The sequence below is a fragment of the Psychrobacter sp. CoH-33_TS_01 genome, from assembly GCF_058189395.1.
Window position 1 is genome coordinate 192,774 of record NZ_JBVGQI010000003.1, and the last position, 22,996, is coordinate 215,769.

At 45.2% G+C, this 22,996-nt stretch carries 21 protein-coding genes; 18 read left to right on the forward strand and 3 right to left on the reverse strand.

Annotated elements, in window-relative coordinates:
- Positions 1–50: 50 nt before the first annotated feature.
- Positions 51–695, reverse strand: a complete 645-nt coding sequence (locus ACZ2XM_RS06740) for a DUF924 family protein (protein WP_490587634.1) — start codon at positions 693–695, stop codon at positions 51–53.
- 334 nt (positions 696–1,029) lie between these two features.
- Here ACZ2XM_RS06740 and nspC point away from each other — a divergent pair, with 334 nt between their 5' ends.
- The 18 genes from nspC (at position 1,030) to radA (ending at position 20,380) form a co-directional block, all read left to right on the forward strand.
- A complete protein-coding gene (gene nspC / locus ACZ2XM_RS06745; RefSeq protein ID WP_490587635.1) occupies positions 1,030–2,205 on the forward strand; it encodes a carboxynorspermidine decarboxylase in 1,176 nt (391 codons plus the stop codon).
- A 332-nt stretch (positions 2,206–2,537) separates the two neighbouring features.
- Complete coding sequence (locus tag ACZ2XM_RS06750; RefSeq protein WP_490587636.1) at positions 2,538–3,812, forward strand: saccharopine dehydrogenase family protein; 1,275 nt, start codon at positions 2,538–2,540, stop codon at positions 3,810–3,812.
- A gap of 195 nt (positions 3,813–4,007) precedes the next feature.
- A complete protein-coding gene (locus tag ACZ2XM_RS06755) occupies positions 4,008–4,256 on the forward strand; it encodes a DUF2164 domain-containing protein (RefSeq protein WP_490587637.1) in 249 nt (82 codons plus the stop codon).
- A gap of 196 nt (positions 4,257–4,452) precedes the next feature.
- On the forward strand, positions 4,453–4,992 hold the full coding sequence (locus ACZ2XM_RS06760) for a hypothetical protein (RefSeq protein ID WP_490587638.1): 540 nt from the start codon (positions 4,453–4,455) through the stop codon (positions 4,990–4,992).
- Positions 4,993–5,258: 266 nt separating this feature from the next.
- On the forward strand, positions 5,259–6,149 hold the full coding sequence (locus tag ACZ2XM_RS06765) for a hypothetical protein (protein WP_490587639.1): 891 nt from the start codon (positions 5,259–5,261) through the stop codon (positions 6,147–6,149).
- Positions 6,150–6,373: 224 nt separating this feature from the next.
- On the forward strand, positions 6,374–8,158 hold the full coding sequence (locus ACZ2XM_RS06770) for a potassium/proton antiporter (protein ID WP_490587640.1): 1,785 nt from the start codon (positions 6,374–6,376) through the stop codon (positions 8,156–8,158).
- Between the two features lie 97 nt (positions 8,159–8,255).
- Positions 8,256–9,089 carry a 1-aminocyclopropane-1-carboxylate deaminase/D-cysteine desulfhydrase gene (locus tag ACZ2XM_RS06775; RefSeq protein WP_490587859.1) on the forward strand — a complete coding sequence of 278 codons (834 nt, stop codon included), beginning with the start codon at positions 8,256–8,258 and terminating at the stop codon, positions 9,087–9,089.
- Positions 9,090–9,406: 317 nt separating this feature from the next.
- Entirely contained in the window at positions 9,407–10,000 is a 594-nt protein-coding gene (locus ACZ2XM_RS06780; RefSeq protein ID WP_490587641.1) for a 6-pyruvoyl trahydropterin synthase family protein, read from the forward strand.
- Complete coding sequence (gene tsaE, locus ACZ2XM_RS06785; protein WP_490587642.1) at positions 10,001–10,513, forward strand: tRNA (adenosine(37)-N6)-threonylcarbamoyltransferase complex ATPase subunit type 1 TsaE; 513 nt, start codon at positions 10,001–10,003, stop codon at positions 10,511–10,513.
- A 218-nt stretch (positions 10,514–10,731) separates the two neighbouring features.
- On the forward strand, positions 10,732–12,531 hold the full coding sequence (gene mutL, locus ACZ2XM_RS06790) for a DNA mismatch repair endonuclease MutL (RefSeq protein ID WP_490587643.1): 1,800 nt from the start codon (positions 10,732–10,734) through the stop codon (positions 12,529–12,531).
- Positions 12,532–12,541: 10 nt separating this feature from the next.
- Positions 12,542–13,684 (forward strand): tRNA (adenosine(37)-N6)-dimethylallyltransferase MiaA, encoded by a 1,143-nt coding sequence (gene miaA / locus ACZ2XM_RS06795; RefSeq protein WP_490587644.1) that lies wholly within the window; start codon positions 12,542–12,544, stop codon positions 13,682–13,684.
- Between the two features lie 205 nt (positions 13,685–13,889).
- Positions 13,890–14,447 (forward strand): RNA chaperone Hfq, encoded by a 558-nt coding sequence (gene hfq / locus ACZ2XM_RS06800; protein WP_490587645.1) that lies wholly within the window; start codon positions 13,890–13,892, stop codon positions 14,445–14,447.
- Positions 14,448–14,722: 275 nt separating this feature from the next.
- The gene (locus ACZ2XM_RS06805) at positions 14,723–15,703 is read left to right on the forward strand and encodes a KpsF/GutQ family sugar-phosphate isomerase (RefSeq protein WP_490587646.1); all 981 of its coding nucleotides are present in this window, start codon (positions 14,723–14,725) and stop codon (positions 15,701–15,703) included.
- Between the two features lie 67 nt (positions 15,704–15,770).
- Positions 15,771–16,340, forward strand: a complete 570-nt coding sequence (locus ACZ2XM_RS06810; RefSeq protein WP_490587647.1) for a KdsC family phosphatase — start codon at positions 15,771–15,773, stop codon at positions 16,338–16,340.
- On the forward strand, positions 16,337–16,915 hold the full coding sequence (gene lptC, locus ACZ2XM_RS06815) for an LPS export ABC transporter periplasmic protein LptC (protein ID WP_490587648.1): 579 nt from the start codon (positions 16,337–16,339) through the stop codon (positions 16,913–16,915). The genes ACZ2XM_RS06810 and lptC overlap by 4 nt, the downstream gene beginning before the upstream one ends.
- 197 nt (positions 16,916–17,112) lie before the next feature.
- Positions 17,113–17,682: a lipopolysaccharide transport periplasmic protein LptA gene (lptA, locus tag ACZ2XM_RS06820; protein WP_490587649.1), complete on the forward strand. Its 570-nt coding sequence runs from the start codon at positions 17,113–17,115 to the stop codon at positions 17,680–17,682.
- A gap of 123 nt (positions 17,683–17,805) precedes the next feature.
- On the forward strand, positions 17,806–18,564 hold the full coding sequence (gene lptB / locus ACZ2XM_RS06825) for an LPS export ABC transporter ATP-binding protein (protein ID WP_490587860.1): 759 nt from the start codon (positions 17,806–17,808) through the stop codon (positions 18,562–18,564).
- A gap of 376 nt (positions 18,565–18,940) precedes the next feature.
- Positions 18,941–20,380 carry a DNA repair protein RadA gene (gene radA, locus ACZ2XM_RS06830; RefSeq protein WP_490587650.1) on the forward strand — a complete coding sequence of 480 codons (1,440 nt, stop codon included), beginning with the start codon at positions 18,941–18,943 and terminating at the stop codon, positions 20,378–20,380.
- A gap of 173 nt (positions 20,381–20,553) precedes the next feature.
- On the opposite strand, the gene ACZ2XM_RS06835 is transcribed toward radA, so the two are convergent.
- Positions 20,554–21,162: a septal ring lytic transglycosylase RlpA family protein gene (locus ACZ2XM_RS06835; protein ID WP_490587651.1), complete on the reverse strand. Its 609-nt coding sequence runs from the start codon at positions 21,160–21,162 to the stop codon at positions 20,554–20,556.
- Between the two features lie 649 nt (positions 21,163–21,811).
- Positions 21,812–22,957 (reverse strand): rod shape-determining protein RodA, encoded by a 1,146-nt coding sequence (rodA, locus tag ACZ2XM_RS06840; protein WP_490587652.1) that lies wholly within the window; start codon positions 22,955–22,957, stop codon positions 21,812–21,814.
- Positions 22,958–22,996 lie beyond the last annotated feature (39 nt).

Here is a 22,996-nt window from a genome sequence, read left to right on the forward strand (position 1 = left end):
ATAAGAACCAATATTTAAACAAACATCATGCGAAAGAAACAACCAAGCTCCTAAAAAGAACTGTCAGGCTGCTGCAAAAACTCAATTTCTTCAGGAGTACTATCGCGACCCAAAGCCGCATTACGGTGGGGGTAGCGACCAAAGCGATCGAGAATTTCTCGATGCTTATATTCAAACTCTAAAGTGTTGCCATCCCGCAACGCTTTAAAATAGGGCAGACCCATATCATGGATATGCGTGGATTCAGAGTGCATAAAGGGCATAATAACGAACGGTTGCCAAGAGGCGGGCAGTTGGGCATAGTCAGGGTGTTTGACCGCTTCTTGCGCCAATACCAAGGCTAGCGTATCTTGCGTGAAAGCCTGTGGCTGCTCACGAAAGAGGTTGCGAGAGAATTGGTCTAGGACAATAATCTCGGCTAGCCGACCGGCGAGATTACCGAGCAAGCGAGGGGTTGTAGCAGGGCTATTAGCTTCTTTAGTATCTTGCTCAGCGTATACATCTTCGCGCCAATGCGCACATTCTCCTAACGACGCTTGTTGCCAATTGGCAAAGAATTGCTCAGCAATCGCTTCATCAAACGCCTCATCCTTGGCAAACCAGTAAGGCTGATGCGCCTCTGCAAACCAAAAATCCAGTACTGCCACTGCATCTGGGTGGGTCTTTATTAACAGCTCATTACTCACAGTTGTCATATAACTTCCTTATTATTAATACAATATTTTAATAAATACAGTTTGGTTGCAGTATTACCCGTTACTCACAAAAATCTAAGACTTCCATTGGTATACGCTGCTTATATTAGGTAAGATGGCGACCGGTAACCCATTATTTCTCAGCAAATATTACGGCTCATTTAAGTAGGGCCAATTAATGTGTTAAATACTGAGATTTAATATTGGGTTCTACGCCATAACCTATTATAATTGCCGCGATTTTTTGACCTTACATCGCTCTTATAGTCCAAGCTACTATTATCGACCTGTATAGTGGCCCGCTAAAGACGACGACTTGCCAAAGGCTCTAACCATGACAACAGCTACCGACCTAAATACGCCTTATTATCAAATCGATGTGCCCGCACTACGCCATAATTTAAGCATCGTACAGCGCCTATGCGAATTGTCGGGTGCCAAGGCCTTACTCGCGCTAAAATGCTTTGCGACTTGGGGCGTGTTTGATTTTATGAGCCCGTATTTACATGGTACGACCTCTTCGTCACTCAATGAAGTGCGCTTGGGTAAAGAGACCTTTGGCAATGGTCATGATAAAGAAACGCATGCTTATAGTGTCGCTTACTCTCAAGCTGAAATTGACGAAGTACTCCAATACGCTGATAAAATAATCTTTAATTCATTCAATCAGTTAAACGCTTTTAAAGCCAAAGCGCAAGCGCAAAATGTCCCGGTTGGGCTACGTCTAAATCCGCAAACCAGTAATTCCTCATTTTTGATAGCGGATCCTGCGCGTCCCTTTAGCCGTTTGGGTGAACACGATATTAGCAAAGTGAGCGAAGTATTGGGCGATATCACAGGCGTTATGATTCATAACAACTGTGAAAATAACAGTTTTGCCGCCTTTAGCGCTAGTCTGGATGATATCGAAACCAAATTTGGAGAGATATTCCATCAGCTTGAGTGGGTGAGCTTGGGTGGCGGTATTCATTTTATTGCGCCGGATTATCCGTTAGAGCAGCTTGCCGCCAGACTTAAAGCCTTTAGCGAGAAGTACAGTGTGCAAGTCTATTTAGAACCTGGCGAAGCTTGTATTCATGGGGCCGCCAAATTGGTCACGACGGTGCTAGATACGCTCCATAATGGCAAACCTTTAGCGGTAGTCGACTCCTCAATCGAAGCGCATATGCTTGATTTATTGATTTATCGTGAGACTGCGCCGGTAGTTGAGATTAACGGTGAGGCTTTTCAACTGACGGCCGTTGCAGCGGATAGCGATGTGGACCAACAAAACACCATCATCTGCGGTAAATCTTGCTTAGCCGGTGATATCTTTGGTGAATACCAGCTCGAGCAACCTTTAAAGACGGGCGACCGAGTCTCCTTTGGTAATGCTGCTGGTTATACCATGGTCAAAAAGAACTGGTTTAATGGAGTCGCTATGCCCGCCATCGTGATTTGCGATGATGACGGGGTACTGCAGGTACAAAAGACCTTTGGTTACGAAGAATTTAAAGCCAGCTTGTCGTAAGCAGCCTGTTAATCTTTTATTATTCTAGGTAGCTTAGCCGTTATAAGCGTTATAAGCGTTATAAGCGTTATTGAGTGCAATTGATTTAACGTACTATGGGCTTATTTGGTTAAGCTGCCTTGTAATAGTGAGCTAAGCGCCTAATATAAATAGCAGTTCTAAAAGTTTTTATCACTGGTTATAGAACAAGAGCCACACAACAAGATATATAGCACAAAAATTACAGCACAATTCGGGTACGTGGGTTTTCCTCTGGTCTTCCTTTTTAATTCACGTACATCACTAACCCGTGCCACACCTAACCTTACGGCACACAAAGGAGGATTCACCTGTTGAACACCACCAACCCAGCTAAAACCCCAAAACGTAACGTTCTTATCCTTGGCGCCGGCGGCGTAGCGCAAGTCGTCGCGCATAAATGTGCCATGAACAATGACGTGTTAGGTGAGCTCCATATCGCCTCGCGTACCAAGTCTAAGTGTGATGAAATCGCCGCTAGTGTCGTAGAGAAGGGCAGCTTTAAACAAGCCGCCACCCTACACACGCATGAAGTGGATGCGATGGATACCGCAGCAGTAGCTCAGCTTATCCGTGATACCGGCGTACAAATCGTCCTAAACGTAGGCTCAGCTTTCATCAATATGACCGTTCTTGAAGCTTGTATAGAGGCGGGCGTCGCTTATATCGATACGGCCATTCATGAAGACCCACGCAAGATTTGTGAAACGCCACCGTGGTACGCCAACTACGAGTGGAAACGCAAACAGCGCTGTGCCGACAATAACATCACTGCTATCTTAGGCGCGGGCTTCGATCCCGGTATGGTCAATGCCTACGCGCGTCTGGGCTATGACATGATGGATAAAGGCAGCGTGACGGATATCGATATTATCGACATCAACGCGGGTAGCCATGGCAAATACTTCGCGACTAACTTTGATCCTGAGATTAACTTCCGCGAATTTACTGGTACGGTCTACTCTTGGCAGAACAGCCAGTGGCAGTCTAATAAGATGTTTGAAGTGAAGCGTACTGACGATTTACCTGTTGTTGGTGAGCAGAACAGCTACTTATCGGGTCACGATGAGATTCACTCATTATCCGCCAACTTAGATGTGCCAAACATCCGCTTTTGGATGGGCTTTGGTGAGCACTATATCAACGTCTTCACTGTCCTACAGAACTTAGGCTTACTGTCTGAGCAACCGGTCACAACTGCTGAAGGCTTAGAAGTAGTGCCATTGAAAGTTGTGAAAGCGGTCCTTCCAGACCCAAGCTCACTGGCGCCAAACTATACGGGCAAGACCTGTATCGGCGACCAAGTGAAAGGTAAGATAAATGGCGAAGATGCTGAAGTCTTCATCTATAACGTTTCTGACCATAAAGACGCTTATAACGAGGTGGGCAGCCAAGGTATATCTTACACGGCTGGCGTGCCACCAGTTGCTGCGGCTATGCTAATCGCTACTGGCGAATGGGATGCTGGCAAGATGGTTAACGTCGAAGAATTGGACGCGCGCCCGTTTATTAACTTATTGAACAAGATTGGCCTGCCAACGCGTATTAAAGATGCAGATGGCGACCGTCCTTTAGAGTTTGATATTTAAGACTTATAGGCAATTGGCTTAGTAAGTGATGATTTAGCAAAGTAGATTAACAAGAGCCCGGCTATCATAGTCGGGCTTTTTTGCGTCAATTTTATGAAGAGTTGTTACTGATTAACCTATTATTTTTTAAAGCATTATGATGGAGTGAGTTATATTTTTTGCTAGACCAATCCCCGAGTAAAGTAAGGATTTACCATGAGTAAGGAAAAGTTAATCGATTTATCAAAGGAAGACGAAGATATTGTGTTGGACAGTTTACGAAGTTATATGAGCGAAGAGTTTGATGTGGATATCGGCAATTTACCCGCCAAGTTCCTGCTAGACTTTATCATCGAGACCATAGGGCCGACGATATACAATCAGGTCATAGAGGATATGGAACCGTGGTTGTACGACCGCTTTACTGGTATTCTAGAAGACATGCATGCTTTTAAGAAAAATTGAGTTTGGAGTAATAGATTAGGAGGTTTATTTTAGATTGTTTTCATCAATTCCGTGGGTTACGCTTCGCTAACCACACGCTACGAACTTTTTTAAATAATAGCTATAACTTCAATTCCCGTTATTTTTTTAATAGGACCGTAGGGTGGCTTGATAACCCACCATCTAAGTAAAAAATATAATAAACCAGAGAAAAATAATGAGCAGCACATCAAAGAAAAATACAGCAAAACAAATCATCGGGGTGGTGCTGATAATTTTAGTAGTTTTAGTAACACTTGCAGCCGTCAAAGGTATTGGCAATACGGTAAACAAAAAAGTCAATAAAGATGATGAATTAGCCATCTATATAACAGAGATGGTAACGGATATGAATAAGAGGCTGCCCATCATGGTAGATGGCGCTACAAGGCTTGAGAAGGTGGAGGTTTCTGGTTTAGAGGTGCAATATTATTACACTTTAGTAAATGCTGACATTGATAAGTTAAATGTGGTGGAGTGGACTCAGGCTGTTAGAAACGACATCACCCACCAAGCTTGCCAAGACCCGAAAATAGTAAAGATGTTTGCCTTAGGCATTAGCATTCACTTTATCTATTCTGATGCAAAAAACAATCCAATCGCTCAATTCGATATAAGTAAAGAGATATGCGAGAGTTTTAGCTATATTAAGCTACCGGAAATAACAGAAAGCTCTGTATATAGGGGCAGTACATTACGTGAATCGCGCTCTGTATAACGAGTCGATTATCAGCTCTTAAACTTATCAATTCGCTCAACCCGCCATTGCTAACAATTTTCTCTAACCGCATATCATTGTTGATATTTCTACAGTTGGTATTGTCCTAAAGCGCTAGGTAGGGTAGGCTAAGGGTAAGGCGCGTTACGCCTGCTTTATATCCCATGATATGCCTAGCAGACGACTACTTAAGCTTTGATTAATAAACACTATGCTAATCAAAGATTCTAATAACTCACAGCTCCTACTATATTAGGCATGCGGTCATGAGCGCAACTGGCATCAAGGATACCTTAAGCACAGAGTCTAGCTCCCGAGTCGCCGGCCAAAGGTTTGCCTATGCGTCGTTTCATGCCCGCAAGCGGATAGCTCAGCGTACCTCTATAGACCTATTAAAACTAATGAGTTACTTGGATGCAGACGTTTGCGTCAATATGGGCTATCACGCTGGCATGCACCGTCGCCACTTGCTATTTTATAGCGCACCCGATGACACGTGTTTTGTGGCGATTCAGGACCCTCGCTATGGCAAGGTGGTCACGGTATTGCCATTAGAGTACCATCGGCGTCTAGCTTGGGCAGTGAGTGATGAGCAGTGTGAGTTGGCCAAGCAGCGCTACTATGCTTATATGGAGGCGCAAGAGGCATTACAACGATTAAAGCATGAGAAAGATAGTACTGTAGCAAACCCATCTAACATTAAACTAAAAGCTAAAGATCAGAGCTTATCTATTAAGTATCGCTCAGTGATGACCACGGAGAGAACCTATAAAGTAGTGGTTCAGGCCATCTATATCAGTGAAGACACCAGCTCCAAAAAGAAAAGTCTATTTAAACTACTGGTAGGCTACTATATAGACGACTTCCAAAAAAGTATTATGAGCCAGCTGGGCAACCCAACGCTGTATGAAAAAGTGGATGCCAGTATTCAGAGAAAGTGCCTATTTCAAGGCAGTGTTTATGCCCTATGTTTTCAAAATAGCAAAGATAAGACCGCTTTTTATACGCTAACCCTACGACATAGAAATGATGCTGAATGGCTGACCCTACAGTATTACCAGCAGCGGCGACATATGGAGCAGGTGTTAGCGCCTTATCAGACTTCATATCTGGCGCTACCTGCCCCGCACCCTGAGGAATTTTTACCAATAAGTTGATGACTTTGTTAACTCAATACTAACTTGAAGTTCGCAAAAGTAAGCTAAGGTTAGTCTGCACTAACATAGGCATTATTCCTACACTATCTGTTAGCCTTGTATCCTCGTAACTCATGCTACGACCCCTTTAAAATATGCTGCAGCAACACAGAAACTGTGGCTTTAATGCTGCCTGCTTATACCCTACAACTAAAACCAACCTGACTGAATCATAGGTCTATAAAATGCAAACCCTGAACATCCTATATTTGGTAGGGTCGTTATTAATATTTACCAGCATTATGGCCAGCACCTTATCAGCGCGGCTAGGTGTCCCTTTACTACTGCTATTCTTGGCAGTCGGCATGCTAGCAGGCGAGGAGGGTATTTTAGGGATTCATTTTTCCCAATATGCGCTAGCCAACTTTGTCGGTCAAGCCGCCTTAGCCTGTATCTTGCTCGATGGCGGACTGCGGACTGCCTTTAAATCTTTTCGAGTCGGGCTGAAACCTGCGGTTACCTTAGCCACGTGGGGTGTTATCGCTACAGTCTTTATTCTAGGTATTTTCGTCACTTGGTTGCTCGATGTTGATTGGCGGGTCGGCCTACTGATGGCCGCGATTGTCGGCTCAACCGATGCGGCAGCGGTATTCTCCTTATTACGTAATGGTGGGGTCAAGTTAAATGACCGGGTGCAGGCGACTCTGGAGTTAGAGTCAGGGGCCAATGACCCGTTAGCTATCTTATTGGTCACAGGATTGATTGCTCTGAATGTCGATCCCAAAGGGCAGACGATACTGGGTTTTCTGGGTTTATTAGCACAGCAACTGGGCTTTGGTCTCGTGATTGGGATACTGGCAGGCTATGTGCTATCGAGAATGCTGCCTAAGGTGCGGCTTGCCGATGGTATGTATGCCATCCTGATTATGTCGGCGGGTCTGGCGGTATTTGCGGCGACCAATATGATTGGCGGTAGTGGCTTCTTAGCGGTCTATCTCACTGGAGTGCTGATAGGTAACCGCAAGGTACGAGCTACTGAGCATGTGCTGCGGGTGATGGACAGTTTTGCTTGGTTATCGCAAGCCGTACTATTCGTGGTGTTGGGACTGTTGGTTACCCCATCAAACGTCATAAAACTTTGGCCTTATTCGGTCGCTATCGCCGCCTTTATGATTTTTGTGGCGCGCCCCATTGCCGTCTTTACCAGCGTAAAACCGTTTGGCTTTAAAGACCGTGAGGCGGCATTTATCTCTTGGGTCGGCCTGCGCGGTGCAGTACCGATTACCCTAGCGATCTTGCCAGTCATGGCGATGGTCGATGATGCCTTTATGTTGTTCGATATTGCTTTTGGGGTCGTGGTGCTGTCTTTGGTACTGCAAGGCACTACTATTTCCTTTATGGCTGACTTATTCAAAGTGCGCATTCCGATGAATCAAGACCCTAAAGAACAGCGTGAGATTTGGGTCTCGGATAAGGCCAGTATTACCTTGTATGAGTTTGAAGTAAAAGCGGGCGCCTTTGCTACTGGTCGTCATCCCAAGGTAATCTCTAGGAGAATCAGCAGTGAAGATATTGATGTTTTCGCCTTGGTGCGTAATCAAAGGATTATGGTCATTGACGAAAATACCCAGCTAAAATTTGGCGACAGTGTCTGGTATGCGATGCGCGGTAACTATGCTCGCGATATCGCGCAGATATTTAATGACACCAATTTTGATCTGAGGGCTATAGAAGATTTCTATGGAGATTGGATGGTGTCGCCCAGTGTAAAGCTGGTGGACTTGCCCTTCTTTAGTGATGATATGCCGGTCAATCTAGTTGTGGATGGCGTGACGAAAGCTGCAGATGCCGACTCAGAAAACATCTGGCAGCAAACGGTAGCGGAGTATATTAATGCTAATTTAGAGTCGGCGCCTGTCGCTGGAGATACGGTCGCTATCAATGATGAGTGGTTACTGGTCATTAAAGATATTGATGGTAAAGGGGTGCTGCGTACTATTGGTCTAAAACAGCAGAAAAAGGCGTCTTAATATGCGCCTTCCTAATAATATGTGCGTTTCTCCATCGTCTACTCCTTTCGCTATTGATGAGCAAAAGCTTTCCTGCCAAACCATTCCTTATCAAACCATGCGGTTACCACACGGTATCACCATTACTGTTAAGCGTATTGACCAAGTGCACCCGACTATCTCGGGTAATAAATGGTTTAAGCTCAAATACAATCTGCTTGAGGCGAAACGATTAGGGTATTCGCAGCTGCTGAGTTTTGGTGGTGCGTATTCCAATCATATTCATGCCTTAGCGCATGCTGCTAACGAGTACGGATTTACCAGTATTGGGATTATCCGTGGAGCCGAATTAGCAGATAAACCCTTAAACCCAACCCTGACTACGGCGCAAGGTTTGGGTATGCAATTTGAGTTTATTGCTCGCAGTGACTATCGACTCAAGCATACTCCTGAGTTTTTGGCGGAACTACAAGCCCGTTATCCTAACGCTTATATTATTCCCGAAGGGGGCAGCAATACCTTGGCGGTACAAGGCTGTGAAGAAATTCTCAGTGAGCAAGACCGACAGGACTTTGACACGATTGTCTGTGCGGTAGGGACGGGGGGTACGTTTGCGGGGTTAATTAATGCCAGTCATCCTAAGCAACACTTATTAGGGTTTTCAGCGTTAAAAGGCGACTTCTTAATAGCCGATGTTAAGGAGTGGACAGATAGTAATAAGCAAAACTGGACGCTGTATTCTGAAGAAGTATTCGGCGGTTATGGCAAGTTTGATGAGGTTTTATTAGCGTTTATCAATGAGGTGCAACAGCAGTACGAGGTGCCTTTAGAGCCTATTTATACGGGTAAAGCGATGTATCGTTTATTAGATCTAATTGAGCAAGGTGAGTTTGCGCCTAACAGCCGGATATTGTTTATTCATACCGGAGGCTTACAAGCTTTCTCACCGTAAGGGTATTCATTGCTAATGTCACTAATACGATCCTAGGGCGTGTCCTCAATTGAATCATGAGACTAAAAGTGAGATAGATTTTTGCCAGTCCATGGAAATTTTGCAGAGAATATAAGCATATTGTCTAGAAATTTTCGCAGAGTGGTAGAAATATAGCCAGTTTTAGTCCATTACACGATAGTGTTGTTAATTGAGGAAACGCCCTGAACTTGACCAATCAAAAGGGCCAAAAGTTAGATTTTGTATTATCAATATCTAGCCTAGACGCTCTTTGCTATAATGAAGTCATCTTAATTAATAATGATTCATAGTCAATTATGCGTATCCGCAAGTTATTCAAATTCGAAAACGCTCATATTGTGCGCAACTGTAGCTCAGACCGCTGTAAGCGCTCTATTCATGGGCACAGCTATCAGATTGAGCTGATCCTAGAGGCGCATCGCCTCGATCATGGCCAGATGGTCTATGACTTTGGCCTGCTGAAATCTTCGATTAAAGACATCATCGACAGCTTTGACCATGCCATCTGCTTTTGGAATAAAGACGACCCCGAGTATATCGAGGCCTGCAAAAAATTTAGCGCTCGTTGGATTAGTTTGCCGGTATCACCGTCGGCTGAGCAGTTTTCGCGAGTCATTTTCTTTTGGGCGCAGTCTATTTTGCAGCAGACGCAGATGCAAAATGGTGAGGCGGATGTCAGCGTTTATTCTGTGATTGCTCATGAAACGGCTACGGGCTATGCCCAGTGTTTCAATGAGGACGTAAGCAACGAGCATATGGGTCAGCTTGAGCTGGCAGACTTCGAATTTAGCGAGCAGGTAAAAATGGAATGGCATGATTCAGAAATGTTTACCAAACTGATTGCAGGTCAACCCTTTATTAACCCTACTGTGCAATTGCAGGTGACTTAAATGGCGACGCAAACTTTCTTAGAGTTAACTTTGCAATCAGAAGCTGATACCCAACGTTTGGCGCAAGCCTTGGCCGCGTTAAATCTATCGGGTAGTGTTTGGTTATCGGGCGATTTAGGCGCCGGCAAGACCACGTTGACACGGTACTGGTTACAAGCTCTAGGTCATACGGGGGCAGTAAAAAGCCCGACTTATACCTTAGTAGAGCCGTATGATATTGTCCTACGAGGTGACAGCAGTACCAATAGTACTAAGCCTGTGTATCATGTGGATTTATATCGCCTGCAAGACCCTGAAGAGTTGTCATTTATTGGCTTTGACGAGTACCAGGACGATGCTAATGCCTTACTTATTATTGAGTGGGCGAGTCGCGCAGCGGAGTATTTAGCTGCCCCTGTACTATTGATTGATATTGCGCAAGCGGACAGTAGCGAAGCTCGCCGCGTAACCTTGCAAATAACCGAGCAAGGGGCTGCAGTAGCTATCGATTTAGCCGCGTTGGCCAGTTTCTAGAGGTCATTTATTAATTAGAGAACTCTCTATAACAGCAGGCCTGATTATGTTCAGGCTTTAATTATGCTAGCCTCGAAAAACAGTCTTTAAAATAGCCTAAGCAAATAATTTACTAATATTGCTTTCTTATTAAGCTTGCTACTTTTTTAATAGTTAATATTTCCACACCCTCTTAAACCATTCGTATTAATACCCTCTAATAATAAGCTCTCCTCTCTATGGTAACCCCAAATTCCACAATGACTACCCGTATTAAAAAACTGCCCCCTCTGCTAATCAATCAACTGGCAGCGGGCGAAATTGTCACGAGACCGGCTTCAGTGGTCAAAGAGCTGCTAGAGAATGCCATTGATGCCGGTGCCACGATAATTGACATTAAGGTCACCCAAGGTGGCATGGGGATGATAGAAGTCAGTGATAATGGCTGCGGTATTCATCCCGATGATATGGTCATGGCGGTCACTCGTCATGCCACGAGTAAAGTGGCGGATGTGGCGAATTTACAAGGCATCCGTACCTTAGGCTTTCGCGGGGAGGCTTTGGCTTCGACAGCAGCAGTATCGCGACTCACACTATCGAGCAGTCATGACAATAGTGGCATTGGCCGGCAACTGAGTGTGGCGGGTATCTTGGAGGATACGCCAGTATTGACCCCAATAGTGCAAGAGCAGGGCACGACCGTCTTGGTCAAAGACTTGTATTTTAACGTCCCGGCGCGGCGCGGCAACCTGAAGTCAGTCGCTACTGAGTTTGCTCATATAGAGTCTGTCGTACGCGAGGTCGCTTTAGCGCATGCGGATGTGAGTCTGACGTTATACCATGATCACCGTAAGCGGCTTATCTTGCTAGCGCATACCGCTGAGCGAGAAGAGGGTCTAGGGGAGGCTATTTCTCGACTACCACTATCCCGCCTTGAGCAAGCTTTGGGCATGTCGCTAGAGTCGCAAAGTATGGCGCTATTGGTAGATTTATCAGCGCTATTGGGTGACTCATTAGGGGCAGCAGGGACTGATCCTATAGCCAGTACTGCCGATAGCGACAGTTATACTGATAAGGATACTTATAGTGGTGCTATCGATACGCCGCAAATACAAGGGTGGCTATGGGTCGCTAACCATAGCGCACAGCCTTTACCCAAGCTTATTTATGTCAATGGGCGCCTGATAAAAGACCCTATTATCGCAGGTCAATTGCGCCAGGCTATTCAAAGTCTTGCGCTCAATCATTATGGCTATGCTTTATATTTTGAGCTGCCCACCGCTTGGCTCAACGTCAATGTGCATCCTAGCAAACAACGCATTAACATCCATGCGCTGGCTAATATCATGGCGCACCTTAATTATGCGATTAAAGCCAAGTTAGGGGCGTTTTCGCCAAAAGATACGCCTTATGCCTCGTTTGAAAAAACCGCACATCATAGTGATTATCGCGTATCACAACCGTCCACTAATCAAGTACGTGAGCCTACATCAAGCTATCAAACTACCAATAACTTTCCTAAAGTAACCACACCACAGCCCACCTTTGCAGACGCAATAGCCCCTTTTGCCAATAGCGAAGTTGTTTCTACTAACGCTCTTGCCATAGTAAACCAGCCAATCAATGAGACAGCCGACTCGCAGATTGGTGATTTGCCGGTATTACTTAAAGTCATTACAGATACTGCGCCATTGTTAGACGACTCATTGAAAGCAGTAGCCTCGAAGTCACCACTATTATTACTATTCTGGTGCGAGCAGCATTACCTCATTCATTATGATGTTTGGTTAAGTTTATTAGCGCAACAAGACGAGGGCGCTGAGCAAATGACCGAAGCTGCTATTGTTCAGCATTACCAAGCTAGTCTTCAGCCATTTGATGTCGATGTTAATGTTGATGTTGATGTTGATGTTGATGTTGATGTTGATGAAAAGGGCAGCGCTGTAACTTGGCTATACCAAAACTTAAACGAGCAGGCGTTGGCGATGATAGACGTGCCGCAATTACTAACTATAATGCTGAATTCAAAAACTAAATAGGGTGGTTCTCATGACTGAAGATATAGCTATGATTAAAGAGAGCGCCTTGAATAACATTGCTGACAATAGCGTGGTGTGCTTAATGGCGCCAACAGCCAGTGGTAAGACCGCTTTAGCATACGAGCTCTACGACAGTGGTCGCTACGAAATCGTCTCAGTGGACTCCGCGCTTATTTATCGCGATATGAATATCGGTACGGCCAAGCCAACCGCTGAAGAGTTGGCACGTTATCCGCATCATTTAGTCGATATTATCGATCCGACAGAAAGTTATAGCGTGGCAGAGTTTGTACGGGATGTTGAGCAATTGGTCCAAGAAATCCATGGCCGTGGCAAAATCCCTCTGCTAGTCGGTGGCACTATGATGTATTACATGGCATTGTTTGAAGGGTTGTCTAACGTGCCCGAAAGTGCTGCTGCAGTACGCGCAGAGGTAGAGGCATGGCGGCAAGCAGCAGGTATCGAGGCGCTCCATCAGTATCTAGAGCACATTGATCCCGCCGCCTATGCTCGATTAAAACCTACGGATACGCAAAGGATTACTCGGGCTATCGAGGTCTATAAACAGACAGGGCGGGCGCTTAGTGAGTGGCAAGATCAACCTAAAAATGCCTTGGCACGCAGCAGCGACACCCAATGGTATGGCTTGGCCGTGATGCCGGATAGAGAATGGCTGCATGAGCGTATTGATAGGCGCTTGGATATTATGTGGGAGCAAGGGCTAATTGAGGAGGTAATTGGCCTGCTAGAGAACTACCCATTGACTCCTAATATGGCCGCCATGCGCTGTGTCGGCTATCGCCAAGTGTTAGAGTATTTAGTAGCTGTGTCTCATCCTGTTTTAAGCTGTGCTCATCTTGATACCGCTGCTTTTTATCAAACGTTTTTAGACGCTGATAATAGCGCAAACTTGGCTACAGTTTCTCCACTAAACCACCACAGTGATGCATACAAGCTTGCTTGTCTTACTATGCGAAATAAGGCATTATATGCTACACGGCAATTGGCCAAACGCCAATATACATGGTTGCGGAAGATAACTAAGCCACCTCATGACTTTTCATCTAACGTAGCCGCAGATCAACGTGCTGCTACCGTTCCCGTATTTTATACTTTTAGCAATATCCAAGAAATAAAACCATACTTAGAATAACTTTGAAGGGCAGTATGTATTCAAACTATGAGTGAATGGCTCTTCTTGCAATAGGTGTATTTAAATCTGATTAGAGGTGTGGCAGAATAGCACCCGTTTCTTGTGACCGTATCATTTAACAACAGCTAATAACGACATTTAACTAATATTCCTTATAAATTATTTATAACATACTTATTATTACGCCACATTCAGGAGTCATCTCATGTCTAAAGGTCAAACCCTACAAGACCCATTCTTAAATTCGTTGCGTAAAGACCGCATCCCTGTTTCTATATTTTTGGTGAATGGCATCAAGCTACAAGGCCAAATCGAATCTTTTGATCAATATGTGGTACTGCTAAAGAACACGGTCAGTCAGATGGTTTATAAGCATGCGATTTCTACCGTCGTGCCTGCGCGCAATCCTCGCGGCAGCAGCCCAACGGCGACCGGTGGTATTCAGCAAGGCGGTTATCAAGGTGGCGGCTCAATGGGCGGTGGCTTTGATCGTGGTGGTGATCGCATGGGCAGTAATGCAGGCGCAGGTGGCAATTTTGACCAAGGCGGCTTTGGTGGCAATCGTGGTGGTTTTAACCGCGGTGGTTTCAACCAAGATCGCGGCTTTTCACAAGACCGTAGCTTTGGTCAGGACCGTGGTTTTGACCGTAGTGGCTTTAGCCAAGACCGCGGCTTTGAAGACCGTGGTTTTGACGCTAAAGAAGATCAAAATGACTTTGATGATCAGCCGCCAAAAGATGACTTTGGCAATAACAATCAGTAATCCGTTAATTAGCAGTAGTCCGTTAAGCTGCTGATGGCCATGGATAAAGTTGCTGAGCTCATTCAAGCTAGTGAGTAGATGACTGCCTAATTTGTATTTATATTCTGACCTACTCTTAAGTAGGTCATTTTTTAGGAATTTTTTGAGTATTAGTCCGGCTTATCTCAGTCAGCTATTAGCTTTATCTACTATAATTCAGATCTATTGTAATTAAAGTGATTAAATCCTTAGTCTACCGTTACCCAGTCCATTCTCCCCAAGTATAGAGCCCTCTTATGACGCTATTGAGCGATGATCAAGTTATTAACAATGCAGTCGCAGCCATTCAAACTGAACAGGCCGCGCTGAGCTTACTGATTGAGCAATTGGACAGTCGTTTTGTGCGTGCTTGTGAAATTATATTAAACTGCTCAGGCCGGGTGGTTGTGACGGGCATGGGCAAGTCAGGTTTAATAGGTCGTAAAATAGCGGCTACCTTGGCGTCTACAGGTACTCCGGCCTTTTTTATGCATCCTGGCGAAGCGGGTCATGGTGATTTAGGCATGTTGGTGCAAGGCGATGTGTTAGTCGCTATTTCTAACTCAGGTGAGTCGGACGAAATCAAAACCTTACTCCCAGTTGTGAAACGTCTAAAAATCCCTTTGATTAGTATCAGCCGAGATAAGCGTGGTATGTTGCCAAAAGCCGCCGATATCCCCTTAACGTTAGGCAAGTCAGAAGAGGCTTGTCCCTTAGGATTAGCGCCAACCTCTAGTACCACAGCTACTTTAGCTTTGGGCGATGCCTTAGCCGTAGCCTTGGTTTATGCACGCGGTTTTACCTCAGAAGATTTCGCTTTATCGCATCCAGCAGGGGCTTTAGGTCGGCAATTGCTAATGCAAGTAGAAGACTTGATGCATCCCTTTAGCGAGTCACTCCCTATCGTCAAAACCAGCGCGCCTTTGCATGAAGCTTTATTTATCATGACCAGTGGCCGCTTAGGTATGACCGTGGTGGTTGAAGACAACAATAAAGTGGTAGGAGTCTTTACCGATGGGGATTTGCGTCGGGGCCTAGAAAAAGGCATCGACTTAGCCACCCCTATGCAAGATATTATGACCAAAGACCCGCAAGGGGTTAGCAAAAATATGCGGGCCTCAGATGCGCTCAGTGTCATGAATGAAAAAAGCATTAACCAGTTATTAATTTTAGACAGTGATAAAACTTTAGAAGGTATTATTACTATCCACGATTTATTGCAAGCTGGTGTAAAATAGCGGATTCTGCAAGCGGATTTTCCCAGTTTCTCCATTATTAAACTAGCTACCATAACAAGAGACTTTTATGAAAGATTTGATTCAAGAAGCAGGTAAGGTAAAGATGCTAGTATTGGATGTCGATGGCATCTTGTCTGATGGCAAAATTATTTATGATGCGAATGGTATCGAGACCAAGGCTTTCTCCGTAAAGGACGGCGTTGGTATTAAAGCATTGAATAAATACGGTATTAAAACCGCTATTATTACTGGGCGTAGTAGCCCTATGGTCACAAAACGCGCTACTGAGATTGGCATTGATTATGTCGTTCAAGGGCGTGATGATAAATTGGTTGCGCTACAAGAGTTGCTGCAAGAGTTGCAGGAGAAGGGTGAGCAAATCGAGGCAGCAGACTGTGCTTATATGGGCGATGATTTGCCGGATATCAAAGCTTTACAGACTGTAGGTTTTGCCGCCTCAGTACCTAATGCTCATTTAGAAGTCATCAATCGGGTTGATATGGTCACTAGTCACGCTGGGGGCGATGGTGCTGTCCGTGAAGTCTGCGATCTTATTTTGAAAGGTCACGGTCATTATGATGAGTATATTGCGGGCTATACTCTAGATAGCACTACAACTGCAGATGACCGCTCGTGAATACGCGTATTCTGATAGTTTTGGCGCTAGTGATGGCGGCTATTGCCGGATGGTTTTTTTATAAGCAAGACTCAGTCACGCCTACCGTCAACATAGCCCCTTCTGAAGTCGACTATGAGGCGACAGATATCAAAGCGGTGCAGACCAATGATGAGGGCGAGGCCGAGTATGAGCTCAATGCCGACTCGCTAACCCACAATCCTACGACCAATGAAGACGAGATGTCCGGCATTACTATGGATTGGGCGCCTGGTACTGAGCAGCGCTATCAAATTTCAGCAGGTACTGCCTCTATTAACCAAGAGACAGGTGAGCTGAAGCTTACTGGTGGCTTTGTGTTGACCAGTAAAGGAACTGGCGAAAAGGCAACGCCCATTAAAGTGACCGGGCAAACGTTATTTGGTAATACTAAAAAAAGAGCGGTCTACAGTAAGGAGCCGGTCAAAGTAGAGCAGGGCGATAATCGCTTTGAAGCCGCCAGTATGCAAGCAGATTTAGAAGCGGGTGATTATGAGTTTGGGCAGGTGGCGGTCACCTTTATGCCGGCTGCACGCCAAGACGCAAAGTTATTCTAAAAGCCGCCAATAAACCGTTATAATAGCCTTTAAAATAACTGCTTTCCTAAGAGCTCTACTGATTTTCTAAGATAGCCCCTGTTTTTCTAAGTTAAATGCTGTTTTTCTATTGAAGCCATGGCTTTTATCTTAGAGTAATCATTGAATTGGCGTCAGTCTACCCTCATTATCTACTGTCTGCATATAGAGTACTATTTATGATCTCAACTCCTAGTAGCGTGTCTTATATTTTTAATAAAACGCTTGCGCGTCGCAAGCAATTGGCCGCGACTATTTTGCTAGGCAGTCTCGTAGGCGTGAGTATTTCAGCCTATGCTTTGCCTGAAGACTCTAATCAGGCTATCAAGCTGCTAGCAGATAAAGCCACCTATAGCGAGCGTACGGGTGTGACCAGCTATACGGGTAATGTCATTATTACTCAAGGCACCTTACGCCTGACGGCCAACGATATTACGGTCAACCTATCACCATCCAGAAGCATCAACTCTGCAGTAGCTACGGGCAGTCCAGCGACCATGCAGCAAGTAGTAACCAAAGAAAAGGGTCTCGCTAAGGGTCAAGCGAATAAGATTGATTATAATGCCGTCAGCGGAATTATCACTTTGACTGGCAATGCTAAATTAGTCCAAAATGGCGCGAGCTTTGCGGGTAACGTGATTCGTTATAGCCTAAAAGCAGGGGATGTAGAAGCGACAGCAGGCGGCAATCAGCGGGTTGAGTTGGTCTTCCCACCGAGTAATGGCGCCAACCAAAAAAGCTTACGTTAATCTATGACTACCTCCTCTAATCCGCGCCCGAATGACTATGACAATGAGCGGTCTATCAAGGCTGTTGATAGCCAATCTAGCGCAGTGCTAGAGCCTAGCGCTGCGCTCAATGATAACGCTCAGATGCCCAGTACCTATCCTAATACCACGCCCGAGACTTCTCGGTTAGCGATGCAGCATTTAGGCAAGCGCTATGGCAAGCGTTGGGTGGTCAAAGACGTGTCCTTTTCGGTAGAGCAAGGCCAAGTGGTGGGTTTGCTAGGGCCCAATGGAGCGGGCAAAACGACCAGCTTCTATATGGTGGTAGGTCTAGTGAACATGGATAAAGGCCAAGTGACCTTGGGTAAGATGGATTTGTCCAAGTATGCCATGCATGAGCGCGCGCGTGCGGGTATTGGTTATCTGCCGCAAGAAGCCTCTATTTTTCGTAAGCTATCGATTCAAGATAATATTTTATCTATTTTACAAACTCGTAAAGACCTCAATAGCAAGCAGCAAAAAGCCGAACTGGAAAAGCTCGTTGGTGAGTTTAGCCTAGAGCATGTGCGCAATTCGTTAGGCATGAGCGTGTCCGGTGGTGAACGGCGCCGTTGTGAAATTGCGCGTGCTTTAGCGGCGAATCCAAAATTTATCTTACTAGATGAGCCTTTTGCAGGGGTCGACCCGATCTCTGTCAGCGATATTAAAGACGTCATTTTGGCGCTCAAAAACCGCGGTATTGGGGTTCTAATCACTGACCATAATGTCCGTGAGACCCTAGCAATTTGTGAAAAAGCTTATATTGTCTCGGAAGGGGCTATTATTGCTGAAGGCACGCCAGAAGATATCTTAAATAACGATTTAGTAAAATCGGTCTACTTAGGAAAAGACTTTCAGGTATAAGCTTTTAGCTAGCCTTGCTTAACTAGACTGTAGATAAGCTCTAAATTTAGATAAGCTGTAAATTCTAAATATGACCTGCCATTGTGGTTGTCACCCTCTGTCGCTATTATCTCTAAATAGCGACACCTCCTTAGCCATTATCATAATCCGTCATTCTCTCCATAGTTGACTATCCTCTTAGCATCAGTCACTCTGAGGGAGTCGCAAAATTTTATTATTCTAAATAAACTCAACTTATAATTCATATATGCAATCTATTAAGGCCATGCCGAGTATTATTGGCTCAATGACCTTATTGCCTCTCATTGTTTCTATTTTAGCTGCCAAGCGGCTTAGATAGCTGCAAAGCAGATCTTATTAAGCAAGGATATTATCGATGTCAAAAAATAAAAGCAGCTACGTCTGCCAAGAGTGTGGGGCACATTTTGGTAAATGGTCTGGACAGTGTAGCGATTGTGGCGAATGGAATACGCTAATTGAAGCTCCAAATGTGAGTATGCCGCACCATAAGCCGAATGCAGCAAAGAGTGGCGGTAGTAAAGCCACTGTCAGTACCAAAGGCCCAGCTGGAAACTACGCCGGCTCACGCAGTGCCGTCATGCCACTGAATGCCGTCAATGTCACTTTTGACTCTCGCTTACCAACTGGTATTGGCGAATTTGATCGGGTATTGGGTGGCGGGCTAGTCGCTGGTTCAGTCGTGCTGATTGGTGGGCCTCCCGGTATTGGTAAATCCACGATACTCTTGCAGACAGCGACCAATATGGCCAAGATAGATTCGCCTGCAGGCAGTGCCCTGTATATTACGGGTGAGGAATCCCTTTCGCAGGTAGCCATGAGGGCGCAGCGTTTAGGATTGCCCGCAGACCGGTTGCGCGTATTAGCAGAGACCAATGTCGAAACGATTTGTGCGGCATTAACACAAGAGCAGCCAGCCATTGCGATTATCGATTCGATTCAGACTATCTATACCGATGCTATTAGCTCAGCGCCAGGTGGGGTTAGCCAAATCCGTGAGTCGGCAGCCATGCTAACCCGTTATGCGAAACAAACGGGCACCGCCTTATTCTTGGTCGGTCACGTCACCAAAGAAGGCTCACTGGCAGGGCCGCGTGTACTCGAGCATATGGTAGATACGGTATTATATTTTGAAGGCCAGTCGGACTCGCGTTTTCGTATGATTCGCGCCGTAAAAAACCGCTTTGGTGCGGTGAATGAGCTGGGTATCTTTGGGATGACCGATTTAGGCCTAAAAGAAGTGGCCAATCCATCGGCAATATTTTTAAGCCGCTATGATAAGCCTATAGCTGGGTCTATCGTCATGGTCAGTCGTGAGGGGACGCGGCCCTTATTGGTTGAGGTGCAGGCACTCGTAGATGATGCACAAGGGCAGCCCAGACGGATGGCACTGGGTCTAGACTTTCAGCGCTTATCAATGTTGCTAGCGGTTATGCACCGACACGGTGGTATCCATACTAGCGGTCAAGACGTGTACGTCAACGTGGTCGGTGGGGTAAAAGTCATCGAGACCGGCTCAGATTTGGCAGTACTGTTGGCTTGTGCCTCGAGTATCAAAGAGAAGCCGCTGCCCTCATCTTTAGCTGTCTTCGGTGAGGTGGGGCTATCAGGTGAGATTCGCCCTGTACCCAATGGGCAGGAGCGCTTAAAAGAAGCTAAAAAACATGGTTTTACTTATGCCATCGTCCCTAAAGGCAATGCACCAGCGAAAAATTCGCCGCAGTTTGCAGGGATTGAAGTCATTGCGGTAGAACGCTTGGATGATGCCTTAGAGCGGGCGTTTGAGATTCAGGGTTAAAGAAAGCTTACCTGCGCTGTTATGATTCAGCTGTCTATTTTAAAAGTTGTTTTTACAGCTGTTTTGATAGCTAATTTGTAAGGCCACAAAAAAGCCCCAAGCTAATAAACTTGGGGCTTCTTCAAGGGTTAAACTTATATAGTTTTAAGCTGTCTATAATTCACAGCTGTGCATTATGGTCCAGCAACACGCTCAATAGCTACGTTACCTACGCCTTCACTAGTGATGCCTAATTTCTTCGCAGCACCGTAAGACAGGTCAAGGACGCGCTTACCATGGAAAGGACCACGGTCATTCACTTTGACCACGACGCTCTTACCATTAGACTTATTCGTAACTTTCACATAGCAGTTCAATGGGAGCGAGCGATGCGCTGCTGTCATTGCATTCATGTCAAAAGTTTCACCGCTGGCCGTCTTACGACCATGAAACTTACGGCCATACCAAGAGGCGAGGCCAGTCTGCTTAAATTTGCTCACTGTGTTTGAAGCCACGGCTGTCAAACGTTCAAGCACGTCTTCATCAGTAGCAGTAACGTCAGTTTGGGCGCTCAGGAGTGGGCTATTTAAGGCGAGAGAAGTAGGTTGACGGGCAGATTTCACTAAACTTGAGGCATTGTCGTGTTGTTTAGTGAGTTCGCTCAGGACACGGTCTATATTTGAGCCTGAGTCTTGAGAAATCGTTGGAGCTTGTGAACTAACAGCGTTGGCACTTGAGGCCATTCCCATACCAGCACATAGAGCTGCTGACGAAAGGATTAGGCCAGATAGACGCTTATTCATAGATACCTCATATTGTTTTGACCGATGGCGGACTTGGCAAATTGCCGTGAACATCCATTCCATATCTCTAGTCGGTCATTGCCACTATAAGGACAATAGATGTCTCTCAACCTTATGCTAAGAGGATAGTAACTAGAGTAGTCAGAATCAGTTTTTATTACTCAGTGCTAGTCGACTATTAATAAACTAATTAACCGTTCGGGCTGTCACCGGGTAATGATATAAGAGCATGTATGACAAATTTCAAGGTATATTAATTAATGACAGTATTGACTACTTAGTTGGGTTGGCTCTCAAGTCCTTTGATCACTAGCCCCATTCAGTAGGATATTAAATCATTGTTACCTTAAATTTTACAAACTCTTAGAAATTTGGATTGAATTACTAATCGCGAATACTAACAAACGAATATAACCTCATTATGAACTTTACGTAGGTTATAATCTATAACTGTATATTTTTTGTGTGGATATTTACCAGATTTAGAGGTTACCGCAAAAAATTGTTAATGACAAGTAAAAATATTCTAGACAACTTGGCAAAAATATTCTATTTAGACCCGCAAGCCATTATTTTATAACCCTATGCTGCAGATGAGAATATTTTTGTAACGGTGGTTTTATAGCGCCAATAATTCCCCTATATCGCACTAGCGATTGTTGCGATGAGTATGTAAAGACATCAGTAAACCGAACCCCGCCATGAGGGTTACAATAGCCGTACCGCCATAACTAATAAAGGGTAGCGGTACCCCTACCACCGGTAATATGCCGCCGACCATGCCTACATTCACAAAGACATAAACGAAAAATGACAGGGCGATTGCCCCGGCTAATAACCGTGAATAAACATCAGGATTCACAAAAGTAATATAGAGCGCGCGCAGTAATAAACAGGCATATAAAAACATTAATAAGCTAACGCCTAGCAGGCCAAATTCTTCTGAAAAAGCGGCAATAATAAAATCCGTATGACCTTCAGGTAAAAAATGCAAATGCGATTGCGTGCCTTCTAAAAAGCCTTTACCCGTCAAGCCCCCTGAGCCAATGGCTGTTTTAGACTGCATGATATTCCAGCCAGCGCCTAAGGCATCCGCCTCGGGATTAAGCATGGTCAAAACACGAGTACGTTGATAGTCATGCAATAAAAACTGCCAAGCAAAAGCAACGAGAGGCACGGAGAGCGCTGCGGCACCGCCAATCATCCACCAAGGCAGCCCTGCTAAAAACAGGACGAATATGCCACTGGCCGCAACCAATAGCGAAGTTCCCAAGTCGGGTTCTTTAGCGATTAGTAATACCGGCACTACAATTAAAGCTAGCGTGGTTGCGACACTGGTCAAGTTGGGAGGTAGGTCGCGCTTAGACAAATACCAAGCACACATCATTGGCATGCCCAGTTTCATAAACTCTGAAGGCTGGACGCTACCAAATCCTGGTATACGAATCCAACGCTGCGCCCCCATGCGCACCTCACCAATCACGTCGACCAACAGCAACAATACCAAGCCCAGCAGGTAAAAAATTGGCGTCAGGGTTCGATAAAAACTTGGCGGGATTTGTGCCATGGCAAACATGACAGTAAAGGCTATCCCATAGCTGACGGCTTGACGCAGGACCATATCGACATCTTGAGTCGATGCGCTATAGAGAATGGTTAAACCGATAAAGCAAATAGTTAATAATAACAGCGTAATCCAAGGGTCTATATGGGTGCGTTCCCAAAACTTAGGTTCAAAATCTCGGCCTAAGTGATGGCTTTGGCGGGAAAATCGGTATTGCTGATTGGAAGACATAAGCACAGGATCAGTTGAGGGTAATAGGGGGTGACAGTA